This is a genomic window from Sulfurimonas paralvinellae (assembly GCF_014905135.1).
Lineage (GTDB): Bacteria > Campylobacterota > Campylobacteria > Campylobacterales > Sulfurimonadaceae > Sulfurimonas > Sulfurimonas paralvinellae.
In genome coordinates, this window is sequence record NZ_CP041406.1 from 422,376 (window position 1) to 439,535 (window position 17,160).

The window sequence follows — 17,160 nt, forward strand, 5'->3', positions numbered from 1 at the left end:
AACAAACTATGCCATCGATGCATCTACTGGAACAGTGACGCTCACAGCAGCAGGCGCAGCCGTAGTCAATGGTGGTGGCAATCTTCCAGACTTTACTGTAACAGCAGCCTCTACAACAGGACAAACTTCCTCTGCTACAGCCAATGTAAACCCAGCCGATACCGATACAAATGAGCCATTAACATTAACAGTGACTCCGGTAGACGGTCCATTCGTAGAAGACAGCACAAACGCAGGCGATACAGTAGCAACATCCACTGCAAATGACCCTGACGGCGGCGATATCACCTACACAATAGATGACACAACAAACTATGCCATCGATGCATCTACTGGAACAGTGACGCTCACAGCAGCAGGCGCAGCCGTAGTCAATGGTGGTGGCAATCTTCCAGACTTTACTGTAACAGCAGCCTCTACAACAGGACAAACTTCCTCTGCTACAGCCAATGTAAACCCAGCCGATACCGATACAAATGAGCCATTAACATTAACAGTGACTCCGGTAGACGGTCCATTCGTAGAAGACAGCACAAACGCAGGCGATACAGTAGCAACATCCACTGCAAATGACCCTGACGGCGGCGATATCACCTACACAATAGATGACACAACAAACTATGCCATCGATGCATCTACTGGAACAGTGACGCTCACAGCAGCAGGCGCAGCCGTAGTCAATGGTGGTGGCAATCTTCCAGACTTTACTGTAACAGCAGCCTCTACAACAGGACAAACTTCCTCTGCTACAGCCAATGTAAACCCAGCCGATACCGATACAAATGAGCCATTAACATTAACAGTGACTCCGGTAGACGGTCCATTCGTAGAAGACAGCACAAACGCAGGCGATACAGTAGCAACATCCACTGCAAATGACCCTGACGGCGGCGATATCACCTACACAATAGATGACACAACAAACTATGCCATCGATGCATCTACTGGAACAGTGACGCTCACAGCAGCAGGCGCAGCCGTAGTCAATGGTGGTGGCAATCTTCCAGACTTTACTGTAACAGCAGCCTCTACAACAGGACAAACTTCCTCTGCTACAGCCAATGTAAACCCAGCCGATACCGATACAAATGAGCCATTAACATTAACAGTGACTCCGGTAGACGGTCCATTCGTAGAAGACAGCACAAACGCAGGCGATACAGTAGCAACATCCACTGCAAATGACCCTGACGGCGGCGATATCACCTACACAATAGATGACACAACAAACTATGCCATCGATGCATCTACTGGAACAGTGACGCTCACAGCAGCAGGCGCAGCCGTAGTCAATGGTGGTGGCAATCTTCCAGACTTTACTGTAACAGCAGCCTCTACAACAGGACAAACTTCCTCTGCTACAGCCAATGTAAACCCAGCCGATACCGATACAAATGAGCCATTAACATTAACAGTGACTCCGGTAGACGGTCCATTCGTAGAAGACAGCACAAACGCAGGCGATACAGTAGCAACATCCACTGCAAATGACCCTGACGGCGGCGATATCACCTACACAATAGATGACACAAACAAACTATGCCATCGATGCATCTACTGGAACAGTGACGCTCACAGCAGCAGGCGCAGCCGTAGTCAATGGTGGTGGCAATCTTCCAGACTTTACTGTAACAGCAGCCTCTACAACAGGACAAACTTCCTCTGCTACAGCCAATGTAAACCCAGCCGATACCGATACAAATGAGCCATTAACATTAACAGTGACTCCGGTAGACGGTCCATTCGTAGAAGACAGCACAAACGCAGGCGATACAGTAGCAACATCCACTGCAAATGACCCTGACGGCGGCGATATCACCTACACAATAGATGACACAACAAACTATGCCATCGATGCATCTACTGGAACAGTGACGCTCACAGCAGCAGGCGCAGCCGTAGTCAATGGTGGTGGCAATCTTCCAGACTTTACTGTAACAGCAGCCTCTACAACAGGACAAACTTCCTCTGCTACAGCCAATGTAAACCCAGCCGATACCGATACAAATGAGCCATTAACATTAACAGTGACTCCGGTAGACGGTCCATTCGTAGAAGACAGCACAAACGCAGGCGATACAGTAGCACATCCACTGCAAATGACCCTGACGGCGGCGATATCACCTACACAATAGATGACACAACAAACTATGCCATCGATGCATCTACTGGAACAGTGACGCTCACAGCAGCAGGCGCAGCCGTAGTCAATGGTGGTGGCAATCTTCCAGACTTTACTGTAACAGCAGCCTCTACAACAGGACAAACTTCCTCTGCTACAGCCAATGTAAACCCAGCCGATACCGATACAAATGAGCCATTAACATTAACAGTGACTCCGGTAGACGGTCCATTCGTAGAAGACAGCACAAACGCAGGCGATACAGTAGCAACATCCACTGCAAATGACCCTGACGGCGGCGATATCACCTACACAATAGATGACACAACAAACTATGCCATCGATGCATCTACTGGAACAGTGACGCTCACAGCAGCAGGCGCAGCCGTAGTCAATGGTGGTGGCAATCTTCCAGACTTTACTGTAACAGCAGCCTCTACAACAGGACAAACTTCCTCTGCTACAGCCAATGTAAACCCAGCCGATACCGATACAAATGAGCCATTAACATTAACAGTGACTCCGGTAGACGGTCCATTCGTAGAAGACAGCACAAACGCAGGCGATACAGTAGCAACATCCACTGCAAATGACCCTGACGGCGGCGATATCACCTACACAATAGATGACACAACAAACTATGCCATCGATGCATCTACTGGAACAGTGACGCTCACAGCAGCAGGCGCAGCCGTAGTCAATGGTGGTGGCAATCTTCCAGACTTTACTGTAACAGCAGCCTCTACAACAGGACAAACTTCCTCTGCTACAGCCAATGTAAACCCAGCCGATACCGATACAAATGAGCCATTAACATTAACAGTGACTCCGGTAGACGGTCCATTCGTAGAAGACAGCACAAACGCAGGCGATACAGTAGCAACATCCACTGCAAATGACCCTGACGGCGGCGATATCACCTACACAATAGATGACACAACAAACTATGCCATCGATGCATCTACTGGAACAGTGACGCTCACAGCAGCAGGCGCAGCCGTAGTCAATGGTGGTGGCAATCTTCCAGACTTTACTGTAACAGCAGCCTCTACAACAGGACAAACTTCCTCTGCTACAGCCAATGTAAACCCAGCCGATACCGATACAAATGAGCCATTAACATTAACAGTGACTCCGGTAGACGGTCCATTCGTAGAAGACAGCACAAACGCAGGCGATACAGTAGCAACATCCACTGCAAATGACCCTGACGGCGGCGATATCACCTACACAATAGATGACACAACAAACTATGCCATCGATGCATCTACTGGAACAGTGACGCTCACAGCAGCAGGCGCAGCCGTAGTCAATGGTGGTGGCAATCTTCCAGACTTTACTGTAACAGCAGCCTCTACAAACAGGACAAACTTCCTCTGCTACAGCCAATGTAAACCCAGCCGATACCGAACAAATGAGCCATTAACATTAACAGTGACTCGTAGACGGTCCATTCGTAGAAGACAGCACAAACGCAGGCGATACAGTAGCAACATCCACTGCAAATGACCCTGACGGCGGCGATATCACCTACACAATAGATGACACAACAAACTATGCCATCGATGCATCTACTGGAACAGTGACGCTCACAGCAGCAGGCGCAGCCGTAGTCAATGGTGGTGGCAATCTTCCAGACTTTACTGTAACAGCAGCCTCTACAACAGGACAAACTTCCTCTGCTACAGCCAATGTAAACCCAGCCGATACCGATACAAATGAGCCTTAACATTAACAGTGACTCCGGTAGACGTCCATTCGTAGAAGACAGCACAAACGCAGGCGATACAGTAGCAACATCCACTGCAAATGACCCTGACGGCGGCGATATCACCTACACAATAGATGACACAACAAACTATGCCATCGATGCATCTACTGGAAACAGTGACGCTCACAGCAGCAGGCGCAGCCGTAGTCAATGGTGGTGGCAATCTTCCAGACTTTACTGTAACAGCAGCCTCTACAACAGGACAAACTTCCTCTGCTACAGCCAATGTAAACCCAGCCGATACCGATACAAATGAGCCATTAACATTAACAGTGACTCCGGTAGACGGTCCATTCGTAGAAGACAGCACAAACGCAGGGCGATACAGTAGCAACATCCACTGCAAATGACCCTGACGGCGGCGATATCACCTACACAATAGATGACACAACAAAACTATGCCATCGATGCATCTACTGGAACAGTGACGCTCACAGCAGCAGGCGCAGCCGTAGTCAATGTGTGGTGGCAATCTTCCAGACTTTACTGTAACAGCAGCCTCTACAACAGGACAAACTTCCTCTGCTACAGCCAATGTAAACCCAGCCGATACCGATACAAATGAGCCATTAACATTAACAGTGACTCCGGTAGACGGTCCATTCGTAGAAGACAGCACAAACGCAGGCGATACAGTAGCAACATCCACTGCAAATGACCCTGACGGCGGCGATATCACCTACACAATAGATGACACAACAAACTATGCCATCGATGCATCTACTGGAACAGTGACGCTCACAGCAGCAGGCGCAGCCGTAGTCAATGGTGGTGGCAATCTTCCAGACTTTACTGTAACAGCAGCCTCTACAACAGGACAAACTTCCTCTGCTACAGCCAATGTAAACCCAGCCGATACCGATACAAATGAGCCATTAACATTAACAGTGACTCCGGTAGACGGTCCATTCGTAGAAGACAGCACAAACGCAGGCGATACAGTAGCAACATCCACTGCAAATGACCCTGACGGCGGCGATATCACCTACACAATAGATGACACAACAAACTATGCCATCGATGCATCTACTGGAACAGTGACGCTCACAGCAGCAGGCGCAGCCGTAGTCAATGGTGGTGGCAATCTTCCAGACTTTACTGTAACAGCAGCCTCTACAACAGGACAAACTTCCTCTGCTACAGCCAATGTAAACCCAGCCGATACCGATACAAATGAGCCATTAACATTAACAGTGACTCCGGTAGACGGTCCATTCGTAGAAGACAGCACAAACGCAGGCGATACAGTAGCAACATCCACTGCAAATGACCCTGACGGCGGCGATATCACCTACACAATAGATGACACAACAAACTATGCCATCGATGCATCTACTGGAACAGTGACGCTCACAGCAGCAGGCGCAGCCGTAGTCAATGGTGGTGGCAATCTTCCAGACTTTACTGTAACAGCAGCCTCTACAACAGGACAAACTTCCTCTGCTACAGCCAATGTAAACCCAGCCGATACCGATACAAATGAGCCATTAACATTAACAGTGACTCCGGTAGACGGTCCATTCGTAGAAGACAGCACAAACGCAGGCGATACAGTAGCAACATCCACTGCAAATGACCCTGACGGCGGCGATATCACCTACACAATAGATGACACAACAAACTATGCCATCGATGCATCTACTGGAACAGTGACGCTCACAGCAGCAGGCGCAGCCGTAGTCAATGGTGGTGGCAATCTTCCAGACTTTACTGTAACAGCAGCCTCTACAACAGGACAAACTTCCTCTGCTACAGCCAATGTAAACCCAGCCGATACCGATACAAATGAGCCATTAACATTAACAGTGACTCCGGTAGACGGTCCATTCGTAGAAGACAGCACAAACGCAGGCGATACAGTAGCAACATCCACTGCAAATGACCCTGACGGCGGCGATATCACCTACACAATAGATGACACAACAAACTATGCCATCGATGCATCTACTGGAACAGTGACGCTCACAGCAGCAGGCGCAGCCGTAGTCAATGGTGGTGGCAATCTTCCAGACTTTACTGTAACAGCAGCCTCTACAACAGGACAAACTTCCTCTGCTACAGCCAATGTAAACCCAGCCGATACCGATACAAATGAGCCATTAACATTAACAGTGACTCCGGTAGACGGTCCATTCGTAGAAGACAGCACAAACGCAGGCGATACAGTAGCAACATCCACTGCAAATGACCCTGACGGCGGCGATATCACCTACACAATAGATGACACAACAAACTATGCCATCGATGCATCTACTGGAACAGTGACGCTCACAGCAGCAGGCGCAGCCGTAGTCAATGGTGGTGGCAATCTTCCAGACTTTACTGTAACAGCAGCCTCTACAACAGGACAAACTTCCTCTGCTACAGCCAATGTAAACCCAGCCGATACCGATACAAATGAGCCATTAACATTAACAGTGACTCCGGTAGACGGTCCATTCGTAGAAGACAGCACAAACGCAGGCGATACAGTAGCAACATCCACTGCAAATGACCCTGACGGCGGCGATATCACCTACACAATAGATGACACAACAAACTATGCCATCGATGCATCTACTGGAACAGTGACGCTCACAGCAGCAGGCGCAGCCGTAGTCAATGGTGGTGGCAATCTTCCAGACTTTACTGTAACAGCAGCCTCTACAACAGGACAAACTTCCTCTGCTACAGCCAATGTAAACCCAGCCGATACCGATACAAATGAGCCATTAACATTAACAGTGACTCCGGTAGACGGTCCATTCGTAGAAGACAGCACAAACGCAGGCGATACAGTACAACATCCACTGCAAATGACCCTGACGGCGGCGATATCACCTACACAATAGATGACACAACAAACTATGCCATCGATGCATCTACTGGAACAGTGACGCTCACAGCAGCAGGCGCAGCCGTAGTCAATGGTGGTGGCAATCTTCCAGACTTTACTGTAACAGCAGCCTCTACAACAGGACAAACTTCCTCTGCTACAGCCAATGTAAACCCAGCCGATACCGATACAAATGAGCCATTAACATTAACAGTGACTCCGGTAGACGGTCCATTCGTAGAAGACAGCACAAACGCAGGCGATACAGTAGCAACATCCACTGCAAATGACCCTGACGGCGGCGATATCACCTACACAATAGATGACACAACAAACTATGCCATCGATGCATCTACTGGAACAGTGACGCTCACAGCAGCAGGCGCAGCCGTAGTCAATGGTGGTGGCAATCTTCCAGACTTTACTGTAACAGCAGCCTCTACAACAGGACAAACTTCCTCTGCTACAGCCAATGTAAACCCAGCCGATACCGATACAAATGAGCCATTAACATTAACAGTGACTCCGGTAGACGGTCCATTCGTAGAAGACAGCACAAACGCAGGCGATACAGTAGCAACATCCACTGCAAATGACCCTGACGGCGGCGATATCACCTACACAATAGATGACACAACAAACTATGCCATCGATGCATCTACTGGAACAGTGACGCTCACAGCAGCAGGCGCAGCCGTAGTCAATGGTGGTGGCAATCTTCCAGACTTTACTGTAACAGCAGCCTCTACAACAGGACAAACTTCCTCTGCTACAGCCAATGTAAACCCAGCCGATACCGATACAAATGAGCCATTAACATTAACAGTGACTCCGGTAGACGGTCCATTCGTAGAAGACAGCACAAACGCAGGCGATACAGTAGCAACATCCACTGCAAATGACCCTGACGGCGGCGATATCACCTACACAATAGATGACACAACAAACTATGCCATCGATGCATCTACTGGAACAGTGACGCTCACAGCAGCAGCGCAGCCGTAGTCAATGGTGGTGGCAATCTTCCAGACTTTACTGTAACAGCAGCCTCTACAACAGGACAAACTTCCTCTGCTACAGCCAATGTAAACCCAGCCGATACCGATACAAATGAGCCATTAACATTAACAGTGACTCCGGTAGACGGTCCATTCGTAGAAGACAGCACAAACGCAGGCGATACAGTAGCAACATCCACTGCAAATGACCCTGACGGCGGCGATATCACCTACACAATAGATGACACAAACAAACTATGCCATCGATGCATCTACTGGAACAGTGACGCTCACAGCAGCAGGCGCAGCCGTAGTCAATGGTGGTGGCAATCTTCCAGACTTTACTGTAACAGCAGCCTCTACAACAGGACAAACTTCCTCTGCTACAGCCAATGTAAACCCAGCCGATACCGATACAAATGAGCATTAACATTAACAGTGACTCCGGTAGACGGTCCATTCGTAGAAGACAGCACAAACGCAGGCGATACAGTAGCAACATCCACTGCAAATGACCCTGACGGCGGCGATATCACCTACACAATAGATGACACAACAAACTATGCCATCGATGCATCTACTGGAACAGTGACGCTCACAGCAGCAGGCGCAGCCGTAGTCAATGGTGGTGGCAATCTTCCAGACTTTACTGTAACAGCAGCCTCTACAACAGGACAAACTTCCTCTGCTACAGCCAATGTAAACCCAGCCGATACGATACAAATGAGCCATTAACATTACAGTGACTCCGGTAGACGGTCCATTCGTAGAAGACAGCACAAACGCAGGCGATACAGTAGCAACATCCACTGCAAATGACCCTGACGGCGGCGATATCACCTACACAATAGATGACACAACAAACTATGCCATCGATGCATCTACTGGAACAGTGACGCTCACAGCAGCAGGCGCAGCCGTAGTCAATGGTGGTGGCAATCTTCCAGACTTTACTGTAACAGCAGCCTCTACAACAGGACAAACTTCCTCTGCTACAGCCAATGTAAACCAGCCGATACCGATACAAATGAGCCATTAACATTAACAGTGACTCCGGTAGACGGTCCATTCGTAGAAGACAGCACAAACGCAGGCGATACAGTAGCAACATCCACTGCAAATGACCCTGACGGCGGCGATATCACCTACACAATAGATGACACAACAAACTATGCCATCGATGCATCTACTGGAACAGTGACGCTCACAGCAGCAGGCGCAGCCGTAGTCAATGGTGGTGGCAATCTTCCAGACTTTACTGTAACAGCAGCCTCTACAACAGGACAAACTTCCTCTGCTACAGCCAATGTAAACCCAGCCGATACCGATACAAATGAGCCATTAACATTAACAGTGACTCCGGTAGACGGTCCATTCGTAGAAGACAGCACAAACGCAGGCGATACAGTAGCAACATCCACTGCAAATGACCCTGACGGCGGCGATATCACCTACACAATAGATGACACAACAAACTATGCCATCGATGCATCTACTGGAACAGTGACGCTCACAGCAGCAGGCGCAGCCGTAGTCAATGGTGGTGGCAATCTTCCAGACTTTACTGTAACAGCAGCCTCTACAACAGGACAAACTTCCTCTGCTACAGCCAATGTAAACCCAGCCGATACCGATACAAATGAGCCATTAACATTAACAGTGACTCCGGTAGACGGTCCATTCGTAGAAGACAGCACAAACGCAGGCGATACAGTAGCAACATCCACTGCAAATGACCCTGACGGCGGCGATATCACCTACACAATAGATGACACAACAAACTATGCCATCGATGCATCTACTGGAACAGTGACGCTCACAGCAGCAGGCGCAGCCGTAGTCAATGGTGGTGGCAATCTTCCAGACTTTACTGTAACAGCAGCCTCTACAACAGGACAAACTTCCTCTGCTACAGCCATGTAAACCCAGCCGATACCGATACAAATGAGCCATTAACATTAACAGTGACTCCGGTAGACGGTCCATTCGTAGAAGACAGCACAAACGCAGGCGATACAGTAGCAACATCCACTGCAAATGACCTGACGGCGGCGATATCACCTACACAATAGATGACACAACAAACTATGCCATCGATGCATCTACTGGAACAGTGACGCTCACAGCACAGGCGCAGCCGTAGTCAATGGTGGTGGCAATCTTCCAGACTTTACTGTAACAGCAGCCTCTACAACAGGACAAACTTCCTCTGCTACAGCCAATGTAAACCCAGCCGATACCGATACAAATGAGCCATTAACATTAACAGTGACTCCGGTAGACGGTCCATTCGTAGAAGACAGCACAAACGCAGGCGATACAGTAGCAACATCCACTGCAAATGACCCTGACGGCGGCGATATCACCTACACAATAGATGACACAACAAACTATGCCATCGATGCATCTACTGGAACAGTGACGCTCACAGCAGCAGGCGCAGCCGTAGTCAATGGTGGTGGCAATCTTCCAGACTTTACTGTAACAGCAGCCTCTACAACAGGACAAACTTCCTCTGCTACAGCCAATGTAAACCCAGCCGATACCGATACAAATGAGCCATTAACATTAACAGTGACTCCGGTAGACGGTCCATTCGTAGAAGACAGCACAAACGCAGGCGATACAGTAGCAACATCCACTGCAAATGACCCTGACGGCGGCGATATCACCTACACAATAGATGACACAACAACTATGCCATCGATGCATCTACTGGAACAGTGACGCTCACAGCAGCAGGCGCAGCCGTAGTCAATGGTGGTGGCAATCTTCCAGACTTTACTGTAACAGCAGCCTCTACAACAGGACAAACTTCCTCTGCTACAGCCAATGTAAACCCAGCCGATACCGATACAAATGAGCCATTAACATTAACAGTGACTCCGGTAGACGGTCCATTCGTAGAAGACAGCACAAACGCAGGCGATACAGTAAGCAACATCCACTGCAAATGACCCTGACGGCGGCGATATCACCTACACAATAGATGACACAACAAACTATGCCATCGATGCATCTACTGGAACAGTGACGCTCACAGCAGCAGGCGCAGCCGTAGTCAATGGTGGTGGCAATCTTCCAGACTTTACTGTAACAGCAGCCTCTACAACAGGACAAACTTCCTCTGCTACAGCCAATGTAAACCCAGCCGATACCGATACAAATGAGCCATTAACATTAACAGTGACTCCGGTAGACGGTCCATTCGTAGAAGACAGCACAAACGCAGGCGATACAGTAGCAACATCCACTGCAAATGACCCTGACGGCGGATATCACCTACACAATAGATGACACAACAAACTATGCCATCGATGCATCTACTGGAACAGTGACGCTCACAGCAGCAGGCGCAGCCGTAGTCAATGGTGGTGGCAATCTTCCAGACTTTACTGTAACAGCAGCCTCTACAACAGGACAAACTTCCTCTGCTACAGCCAATGTAAACCCAGCCGATACCGATACAAATGAGCCATTAACATTAACAGTGACTCCGGTAGACGGTCCATTCGTAGAAGACAGCACAAACGCAGGCGATACAGTAGCAACATCCACTGCAAATGACCCTGACGGCGGCGATATCACCTACACAATAGATGACACAACAAACTATGCCATCGATGCATCTACTGGAACAGTGACGCTCACAGCAGCAGGCGCAGCCGTAGTCAATGGTGGTGGCAATCTTCCAGACTTTACTGTAACAGCAGCCTCTACAACAGGACAAACTTCCTCTGCTACAGCCAATGTAAACCCAGCGATACCGATACAAATGAGCCATTAACATTAACAGTGACTCCGGTAGACGGTCCATTCGTAGAAGCAGCACAGCACAAACCGCAGGCGATACAGTAGCAACATCCACTGCAAATGACCCTGACGGCGGCGATATCACCTACACAATAGATGACACAACAAACTATGCCATCGATGCATCTACTGGAACAGTGACGCTCACAGCAGCAGGCGCAGCCGTAGTCAATGGTGGTGGCAATCTTCCAGACTTTACTGTAACAGCAGCCTCTACAACAGGACAAACTTCCTCTGCTACAGCCAATGTAAACCCAGCCGATACCGATACAAATGAGCCATTAACATTAACAGTGACTCCGGTAGACGGTCCATTCGTAGAAGACAGCACAAACGCAGGCGATACAGTAGCAACATCCACTGCAAATGACCCTGACGGCGGCGATATCACCTACACAATAGATGACACAACAAACTATGCCATCGATGCATCTACTGGAACAGTGACGCTCACAGCAGCAGGCGCAGCCGTAGTCAATGGTGGTGGCAATCTTCCAGACTTTACTGTAACAGCAGCCTCTACAACAGGACAAACTTCCTCTGCTACAGCCAATGTAAACCCAGCCGATACCGATACAAATGAGCCATTAACATTAACAGTGACTCCGGTAGACGGTCCATTCGTAGAAGACAGCAAAAACGCAGGCGATACAGTAGCAACATCCACTGCCAAATGACCCTGACGGCGGCGATATCACCTACCAATAGATGACACAACAACAAACTATGCCATCGATGCATCTACTGGAACAGGACGCTCACAGCAGCAGGCGCAGCCGTAGTCAATGGTGGTGGCAATCTTCCAGACTTTACTGTAACAGCAGCCTCTACAACAGGGACAAACTTCCTCTGCTACAGCCAATGTAACCCAGCCGATACCGATACAAATGAGCCATTAACATTAACAGTGACTCCGGTAGACGGTCCATTCGTAGAAGACAGCACAACGCAGGCGATACAGTAGCAACATCCACTGCAAATGACCCTGACGGCGGCGATATCACCTACACAATAGATGACACAACAAACTATGCCATCGATGCATCTACTGGAACAGTGACGCTCACAGCAGCAGGCGCAGCCGTAGTCAATGGTGGTGCAATCTTCCAGACTTTACTGTAACAGCAGCCTCTACAACAGGACAAACTTCCTCTGCTAGCCAATGTAAACCCAGCCGATACCGATACAAATGAGCCATTAACATTAACAGTGACTCCGGTAGACGGTCCATTCGTAGAAGACAGCACAAACGCAGGCGATACAGTAGCAACATCCACTGCAAATGACCCTGACGGCGGCGATATCACCTACACAATAGATGACACAACAAACTATGCCATCGATGCATCTACTGGAACAGTGACGCTCACAGCAGCAGGCGCAGCCGTAGTCAATGGTGGTGGCAATCTTCCAGACTTTACTGTAACAGCAGCCTCTACAACAGGACAAACTTCCTCTGCTACAGCCAATGTAAACCCAGCCGATACCGATACAAATGAGCCATTAACATTAACAGTGACTCCGGTAGACGGTCCATTCGTAGAAGACAGCACAAACGCAGGCGATACAGTAGCAACATCCACTGCAAATGACCCTGACGGCGGCGATATCACCTACACAATAGATGACACAACAAACTATGCCATCGATGCATCTACTGGAACAGTGACGCTCACAGCAGCAGGCGCAGCCGTAGTCAATGGTGGTGGCAATCTTCCAGACTTTACTGTAACAGCAGCCTCTACAACAGGACAAACTTCCTCTGCTACAGCCAATGTAAACCCAGCCGATACCGATACAAATGAGCCATTAACATTAACAGTGACTCCGGTAGACGGTCCATTCGTAGAAGACAGCACAAACGCAGGCGATACAGTAGCAACATCCACTGCAAATGACCCTGACGGCGGCGATATCACCTACACAATAGATGACACAACAAACTATGCCATCGATGCATCTACTGGAACAGTGACGCTCACAGCAGCAGGCGCAGCCGTAGTCAATGGTGGTGGCAATCTTCCAGACTTTACTGTAACAGCAGCCTCTACAACAGGACAAACTTCCTCTGCTACAGCCAATGTAAACCCAGCCGATACCGATACAAATGAGCCATTAACATTAACAGTGACTCCGGTAGACGGTCCATTCGTAGAAGACAGCACAAACGCAGGCGATACAGTAGCAACATCCACTGCAAATGACCCTGACGGCGGCGATATCACCTACACAATAGATGACACAACAAACTATGCCATCGATGCATCTACTGGAACAGTGACGCTCACAGCAGCAGGCGCAGCCGTAGTCAATGGTGGTGGCAATCTTCCAGACTTTACTGTAACAGCAGCCTCTACAACAGGACAAACTTCCTCTGCTACAGCCAATGTAAACCCAGCCGATACCGATACAAATGAGCCATTAACATTAACAGTGACTCCGGTAGACGGTCCATTCGTAGAAGACAGCACAAACGCAGGCGATACAGTAGCAACATCCACTGCAAATGACCCTGACGGCGGCGATATCACCTACACAATAGATGACACAACAAACTATGCCATCGATGCATCTACTGGAACAGTGACGCTCACAGCAGCAGGCGCAGCCGTAGTCAATGGTGGTGGCAATCTTCCAGACTTTACTGTAACAGCAGCCTCTACAACAGGACAAACTTCCTCTGCTACAGCCAATGTAAACCCAGCCGATACCGATACAAATGAGCCATTAACATTAACAGTGACTCCGGTAGACGGTCCATTCGTAGAAGACAGCACAAACGCAGGCGATACAGTAGCAACATCCACTGCAAATGACCCTGACGGCGGCGATATCACCTACACAATAGATGACACAACAAACTATGCCATCGATGCATCTACTGGAACAGTGACGCTCACAGCAGCAGGCGCAGCCGTAGTCAATGGTGGTGGCAATCTTCCAGACTTTACTGTAACAGCAGCCTCTACAACAGGACAAACTTCCTCTGCTACAGCCAATGTAAACCCAGCCGATACCGATACAAATGAGCCATTAACATTAACAGTGACTCCGGTAGACGGTCCATTCGTAGAAGACAGCACAAACGCAGGCGATACAGTAGCAACATCCACTGCAAATGACCCTGACGGCGGCGATATCACCTACACAATAGATGACACAACAAACTATGCCATCGATGCATCTACTGGAACAGTGACGCTCACAGCAGCAGGCGCAGCCGTAGTCAATGGTGGTGGCAATCTTCCAGACTTTACTGTAACAGCAGCCTCTACAACAGGACAAACTTCCTCTGCTACAGCCAATGTAAACCCAGCCGATACCGATACAAATGAGCCATTAACATTAACAGTGACTCCGGTAGACGGTCCATTCGTAGAAGACAGCACAAACGCAGGCGATACAGTAGCAACATCCACTGCAAATGACCCTGACGGCGGCGATATCACCTACACAATAGATGACACAACAAACTATGCCATCGATGCATCTACTGGAACAGTGACGCTCACAGCAGCAGGCGCAGCCGTAGTCAATGGTGGTGGCAATCTTCCAGACTTTACTGTAACAGCAGCCTCTACAACAGGACAAACTTCCTCTGCTACAGCCAATGTAAACCCAGCCGATACCGATACAAATGAGCCATTAACATTAACAGTGACTCCGGTAGACGGTCCATTCGTAGAAGACAGCACAAACGCAGGCGATACAGTAGCAACATCCACTGCAAATGACCCTGACGGCGGCGATATCACCTACACAATAGATGACACAACAAACTATGCCATCGATGCATCTACTGGAACAGTGACGCTCACAGCAGCAGGCGCAGCCGTAGTCAATGGTGGTGGCAATCTTCCAGACTTTACTGTAACAGCAGCCTCTACAACAGGACAAACTTCCTCTGCTACAGCCAATGTAAACCCAGCCGATACCGATACAAATGAGCCATTAACATTAACAGTGACTCCGGTAGACGGTCCATTCGTAGAAGACAGCACAAACGCAGGCGATACAGTAGCAACATCCACTGCAAATGACCCTGACGGCGGCGATATCACCTACACAATAGATGACACAACAAACTATGCCATCGATGCATCTACTGGAACAGTGACGCTCACAGCAGCAGGCGCAGCCGTAGTCAATGGTGGTGGCAATCTTCCAGACTTTACTGTAACAGCAGCCTCTACAACAGGACAAACTTCCTCTGCTACAGCCAATGTAAACCCAGCCGATACAACTCCTAACGATAACCCTCCTGTTGCAGTAGATGATATAATCTTAACTACTGTCGATGAAGGTGATGTAATATCTATTGCACAAGGGATATTAACGAGAAATGATTATGATTTAGATTTGAGTGATTTAAATATTACAAATACATATAATGCTCAAGCAGGAAATGTAAGTGGTGTAAATCCTGTTTCTTTTATCGATCAATCTTCATTTGGTCTATTGGCACAGTCAGCGGATAATACGCTTGAACAACCTGCAGATTCTGAAGCTAATCCTTTAAATAATGATATTGCACATGCGGTGGAAATTTCAAGAGCTCAGTTTGGTCAAGTTAGCAGTGCTCAATCAGGAGAAGTAGGTGATTCAAGTTTACCAAGTTTTAAATGGACTGGTTATATTGATGATGATGGCTCTACACGTGATAGAACAGATCAAGATTTTATTAAAGTTTATTTATATGCTGGGGAAAAAATTGTTTTAGATATCGATAATGGAGATGATGGGGATAGAGATACTGGGATAGATGATCAAGATGTAGATACATATCTGGTTTTATATGATGCTCAAGGTAATGAATTAGCAAGAAATGATGATGCTTCTGCTGATTTAGGCGGAACTGGTTCTACAGATAGTGATTATCATCATGGGACATCTCTTGATGCTTATTTAGAGCATACAGTAACACAAGATGGTTATTATTATGTTGATGCTACTGCATGGGATAATTCTAACAATGGTATTTCAGATGATGATGGAAAATATGATTTATGGATCTCTATAGACCCTGTTCCAGGTACTGACTTAGCAACATTTGATTATGACATTAGTGATGGAAAAAGTTCGGATTCTGCTACTGTAAGTGTTGATACCATAGCAGATTCAAATCAAATAGATGGAACAGATAGTAATGAGATACTTATAGGAACTGTTGGTGTTGTTGATACTCTGAATGGCGGGGGTGGAGATGATGAGATTGTTGTTGATGGAACAGATATAGTGGATGGTGGTACAGGTTTTGATACAGTTCATATTGATACAGCTATTACTCTTGATACGACAACAACATTGGATTTTAGTAAGTTAGATAACATAGAAAAAATTGATTTTTCCACTAATAGTCATAATGATACAATAACAAATTTATCCTTAGATGATGTTCTTGACATGACAGATACCAATAATACGCTTGAAATTACAGGTGACAGTGCAGATCAGGTAAATGTCGATACAAGTGGATGGACTCAACAGAGTGCTGTAGATGATGGTACTGTGACAACATATACATATTCAAATGATTCTACATCAGACAGTGTTACACTCATTGTAGATGACAATTTGCAAAATTCAGGTTTATAAAATAACCTCTATTTTGCTACAATTTGATAGTTAAAATAAAGGTCAG

General features: G+C 47.8%; 16 protein-coding genes. All 16 read left to right on the top strand.

Annotation, left to right across the window (positions count from 1 at the left end; genetic code table 11):
* Positions 1 to 34: 34 nt before the first annotated feature.
* The 16 genes from FM071_RS02270 to FM071_RS02345 all read left to right on the top strand — a co-directional run bounded on the left by FM071_RS02270 (position 35) and on the right by FM071_RS02345 (position 17,114).
* Positions 35 to 1,705 carry a beta strand repeat-containing protein gene (locus tag FM071_RS02270; RefSeq protein WP_193111419.1) on the top strand — a complete coding sequence of 557 codons (1,671 nt, stop codon included), beginning with the start codon at positions 35 to 37 and terminating at the stop codon, positions 1,703 to 1,705.
* A 471-nt stretch (positions 1,706 to 2,176) separates the two neighbouring features.
* Entirely contained in the window at positions 2,177 to 3,631 is a 1,455-nt protein-coding gene (locus FM071_RS02275) for a beta strand repeat-containing protein (protein WP_193111420.1), read from the top strand.
* A gap of 73 nt (positions 3,632 to 3,704) precedes the next feature.
* On the top strand, positions 3,705 to 3,851 hold the full coding sequence (locus FM071_RS02280) for a hypothetical protein (RefSeq protein WP_193111421.1): 147 nt from the start codon (positions 3,705 to 3,707) through the stop codon (positions 3,849 to 3,851).
* Between the two features lie 116 nt (positions 3,852 to 3,967).
* Positions 3,968 to 4,243, top strand: coding sequence for a hypothetical protein (locus FM071_RS02285; RefSeq protein WP_193111422.1), 276 nt, complete (start codon positions 3,968 to 3,970; stop codon positions 4,241 to 4,243).
* 108 nt (positions 4,244 to 4,351) lie between these two features.
* Entirely contained in the window at positions 4,352 to 6,724 is a 2,373-nt protein-coding gene (locus tag FM071_RS02290; RefSeq protein ID WP_193111423.1) for a beta strand repeat-containing protein, read from the top strand.
* Positions 6,725 to 6,765: 41 nt separating this feature from the next.
* A complete protein-coding gene (locus tag FM071_RS02295) occupies positions 6,766 to 7,713 on the top strand; it encodes a hypothetical protein (protein WP_193111424.1) in 948 nt (315 codons plus the stop codon).
* A gap of 234 nt (positions 7,714 to 7,947) precedes the next feature.
* The gene (locus tag FM071_RS02300) at positions 7,948 to 8,136 is read left to right on the top strand and encodes a hypothetical protein (RefSeq protein ID WP_193111425.1); all 189 of its coding nucleotides are present in this window, start codon (positions 7,948 to 7,950) and stop codon (positions 8,134 to 8,136) included.
* 8 nt (positions 8,137 to 8,144) lie between these two features.
* Positions 8,145 to 8,441, top strand: a complete 297-nt coding sequence (locus FM071_RS02305; RefSeq protein ID WP_193111426.1) for a hypothetical protein — start codon at positions 8,145 to 8,147, stop codon at positions 8,439 to 8,441.
* Positions 8,442 to 8,448: 7 nt separating this feature from the next.
* Positions 8,449 to 8,745: a hypothetical protein gene (locus tag FM071_RS02310; protein ID WP_193111427.1), complete on the top strand. Its 297-nt coding sequence runs from the start codon at positions 8,449 to 8,451 to the stop codon at positions 8,743 to 8,745.
* Positions 8,746 to 8,753: 8 nt separating this feature from the next.
* Entirely contained in the window at positions 8,754 to 9,629 is an 876-nt protein-coding gene (locus FM071_RS02315; RefSeq protein ID WP_193111428.1) for a hypothetical protein, read from the top strand.
* A 345-nt stretch (positions 9,630 to 9,974) separates the two neighbouring features.
* Positions 9,975 to 10,433, top strand: a complete 459-nt coding sequence (locus tag FM071_RS02320; protein WP_193111429.1) for a hypothetical protein — start codon at positions 9,975 to 9,977, stop codon at positions 10,431 to 10,433.
* Positions 10,430 to 10,663: a hypothetical protein gene (locus tag FM071_RS02325; protein WP_193111430.1), complete on the top strand. Its 234-nt coding sequence runs from the start codon at positions 10,430 to 10,432 to the stop codon at positions 10,661 to 10,663. Before FM071_RS02320 ends, FM071_RS02325 begins: the two co-directional genes overlap by 4 nt.
* A 73-nt stretch (positions 10,664 to 10,736) precedes the next feature.
* Positions 10,737 to 11,003: a hypothetical protein gene (locus FM071_RS02330; RefSeq protein ID WP_193111431.1), complete on the top strand. Its 267-nt coding sequence runs from the start codon at positions 10,737 to 10,739 to the stop codon at positions 11,001 to 11,003.
* Positions 10,966 to 11,493 (top strand): hypothetical protein, encoded by a 528-nt coding sequence (locus FM071_RS02335; RefSeq protein WP_193111432.1) that lies wholly within the window; start codon positions 10,966 to 10,968, stop codon positions 11,491 to 11,493. Before FM071_RS02330 ends, FM071_RS02335 begins: the two co-directional genes overlap by 38 nt.
* A 163-nt stretch (positions 11,494 to 11,656) precedes the next feature.
* Positions 11,657 to 12,196: a hypothetical protein gene (locus tag FM071_RS02340; protein ID WP_193111433.1), complete on the top strand. Its 540-nt coding sequence runs from the start codon at positions 11,657 to 11,659 to the stop codon at positions 12,194 to 12,196.
* A 532-nt stretch (positions 12,197 to 12,728) separates the two neighbouring features.
* Positions 12,729 to 17,114: a beta strand repeat-containing protein gene (locus FM071_RS02345; protein ID WP_193111434.1), complete on the top strand. Its 4,386-nt coding sequence runs from the start codon at positions 12,729 to 12,731 to the stop codon at positions 17,112 to 17,114.
* The last annotated feature ends 46 nt before the right edge of the window (positions 17,115 to 17,160 follow it).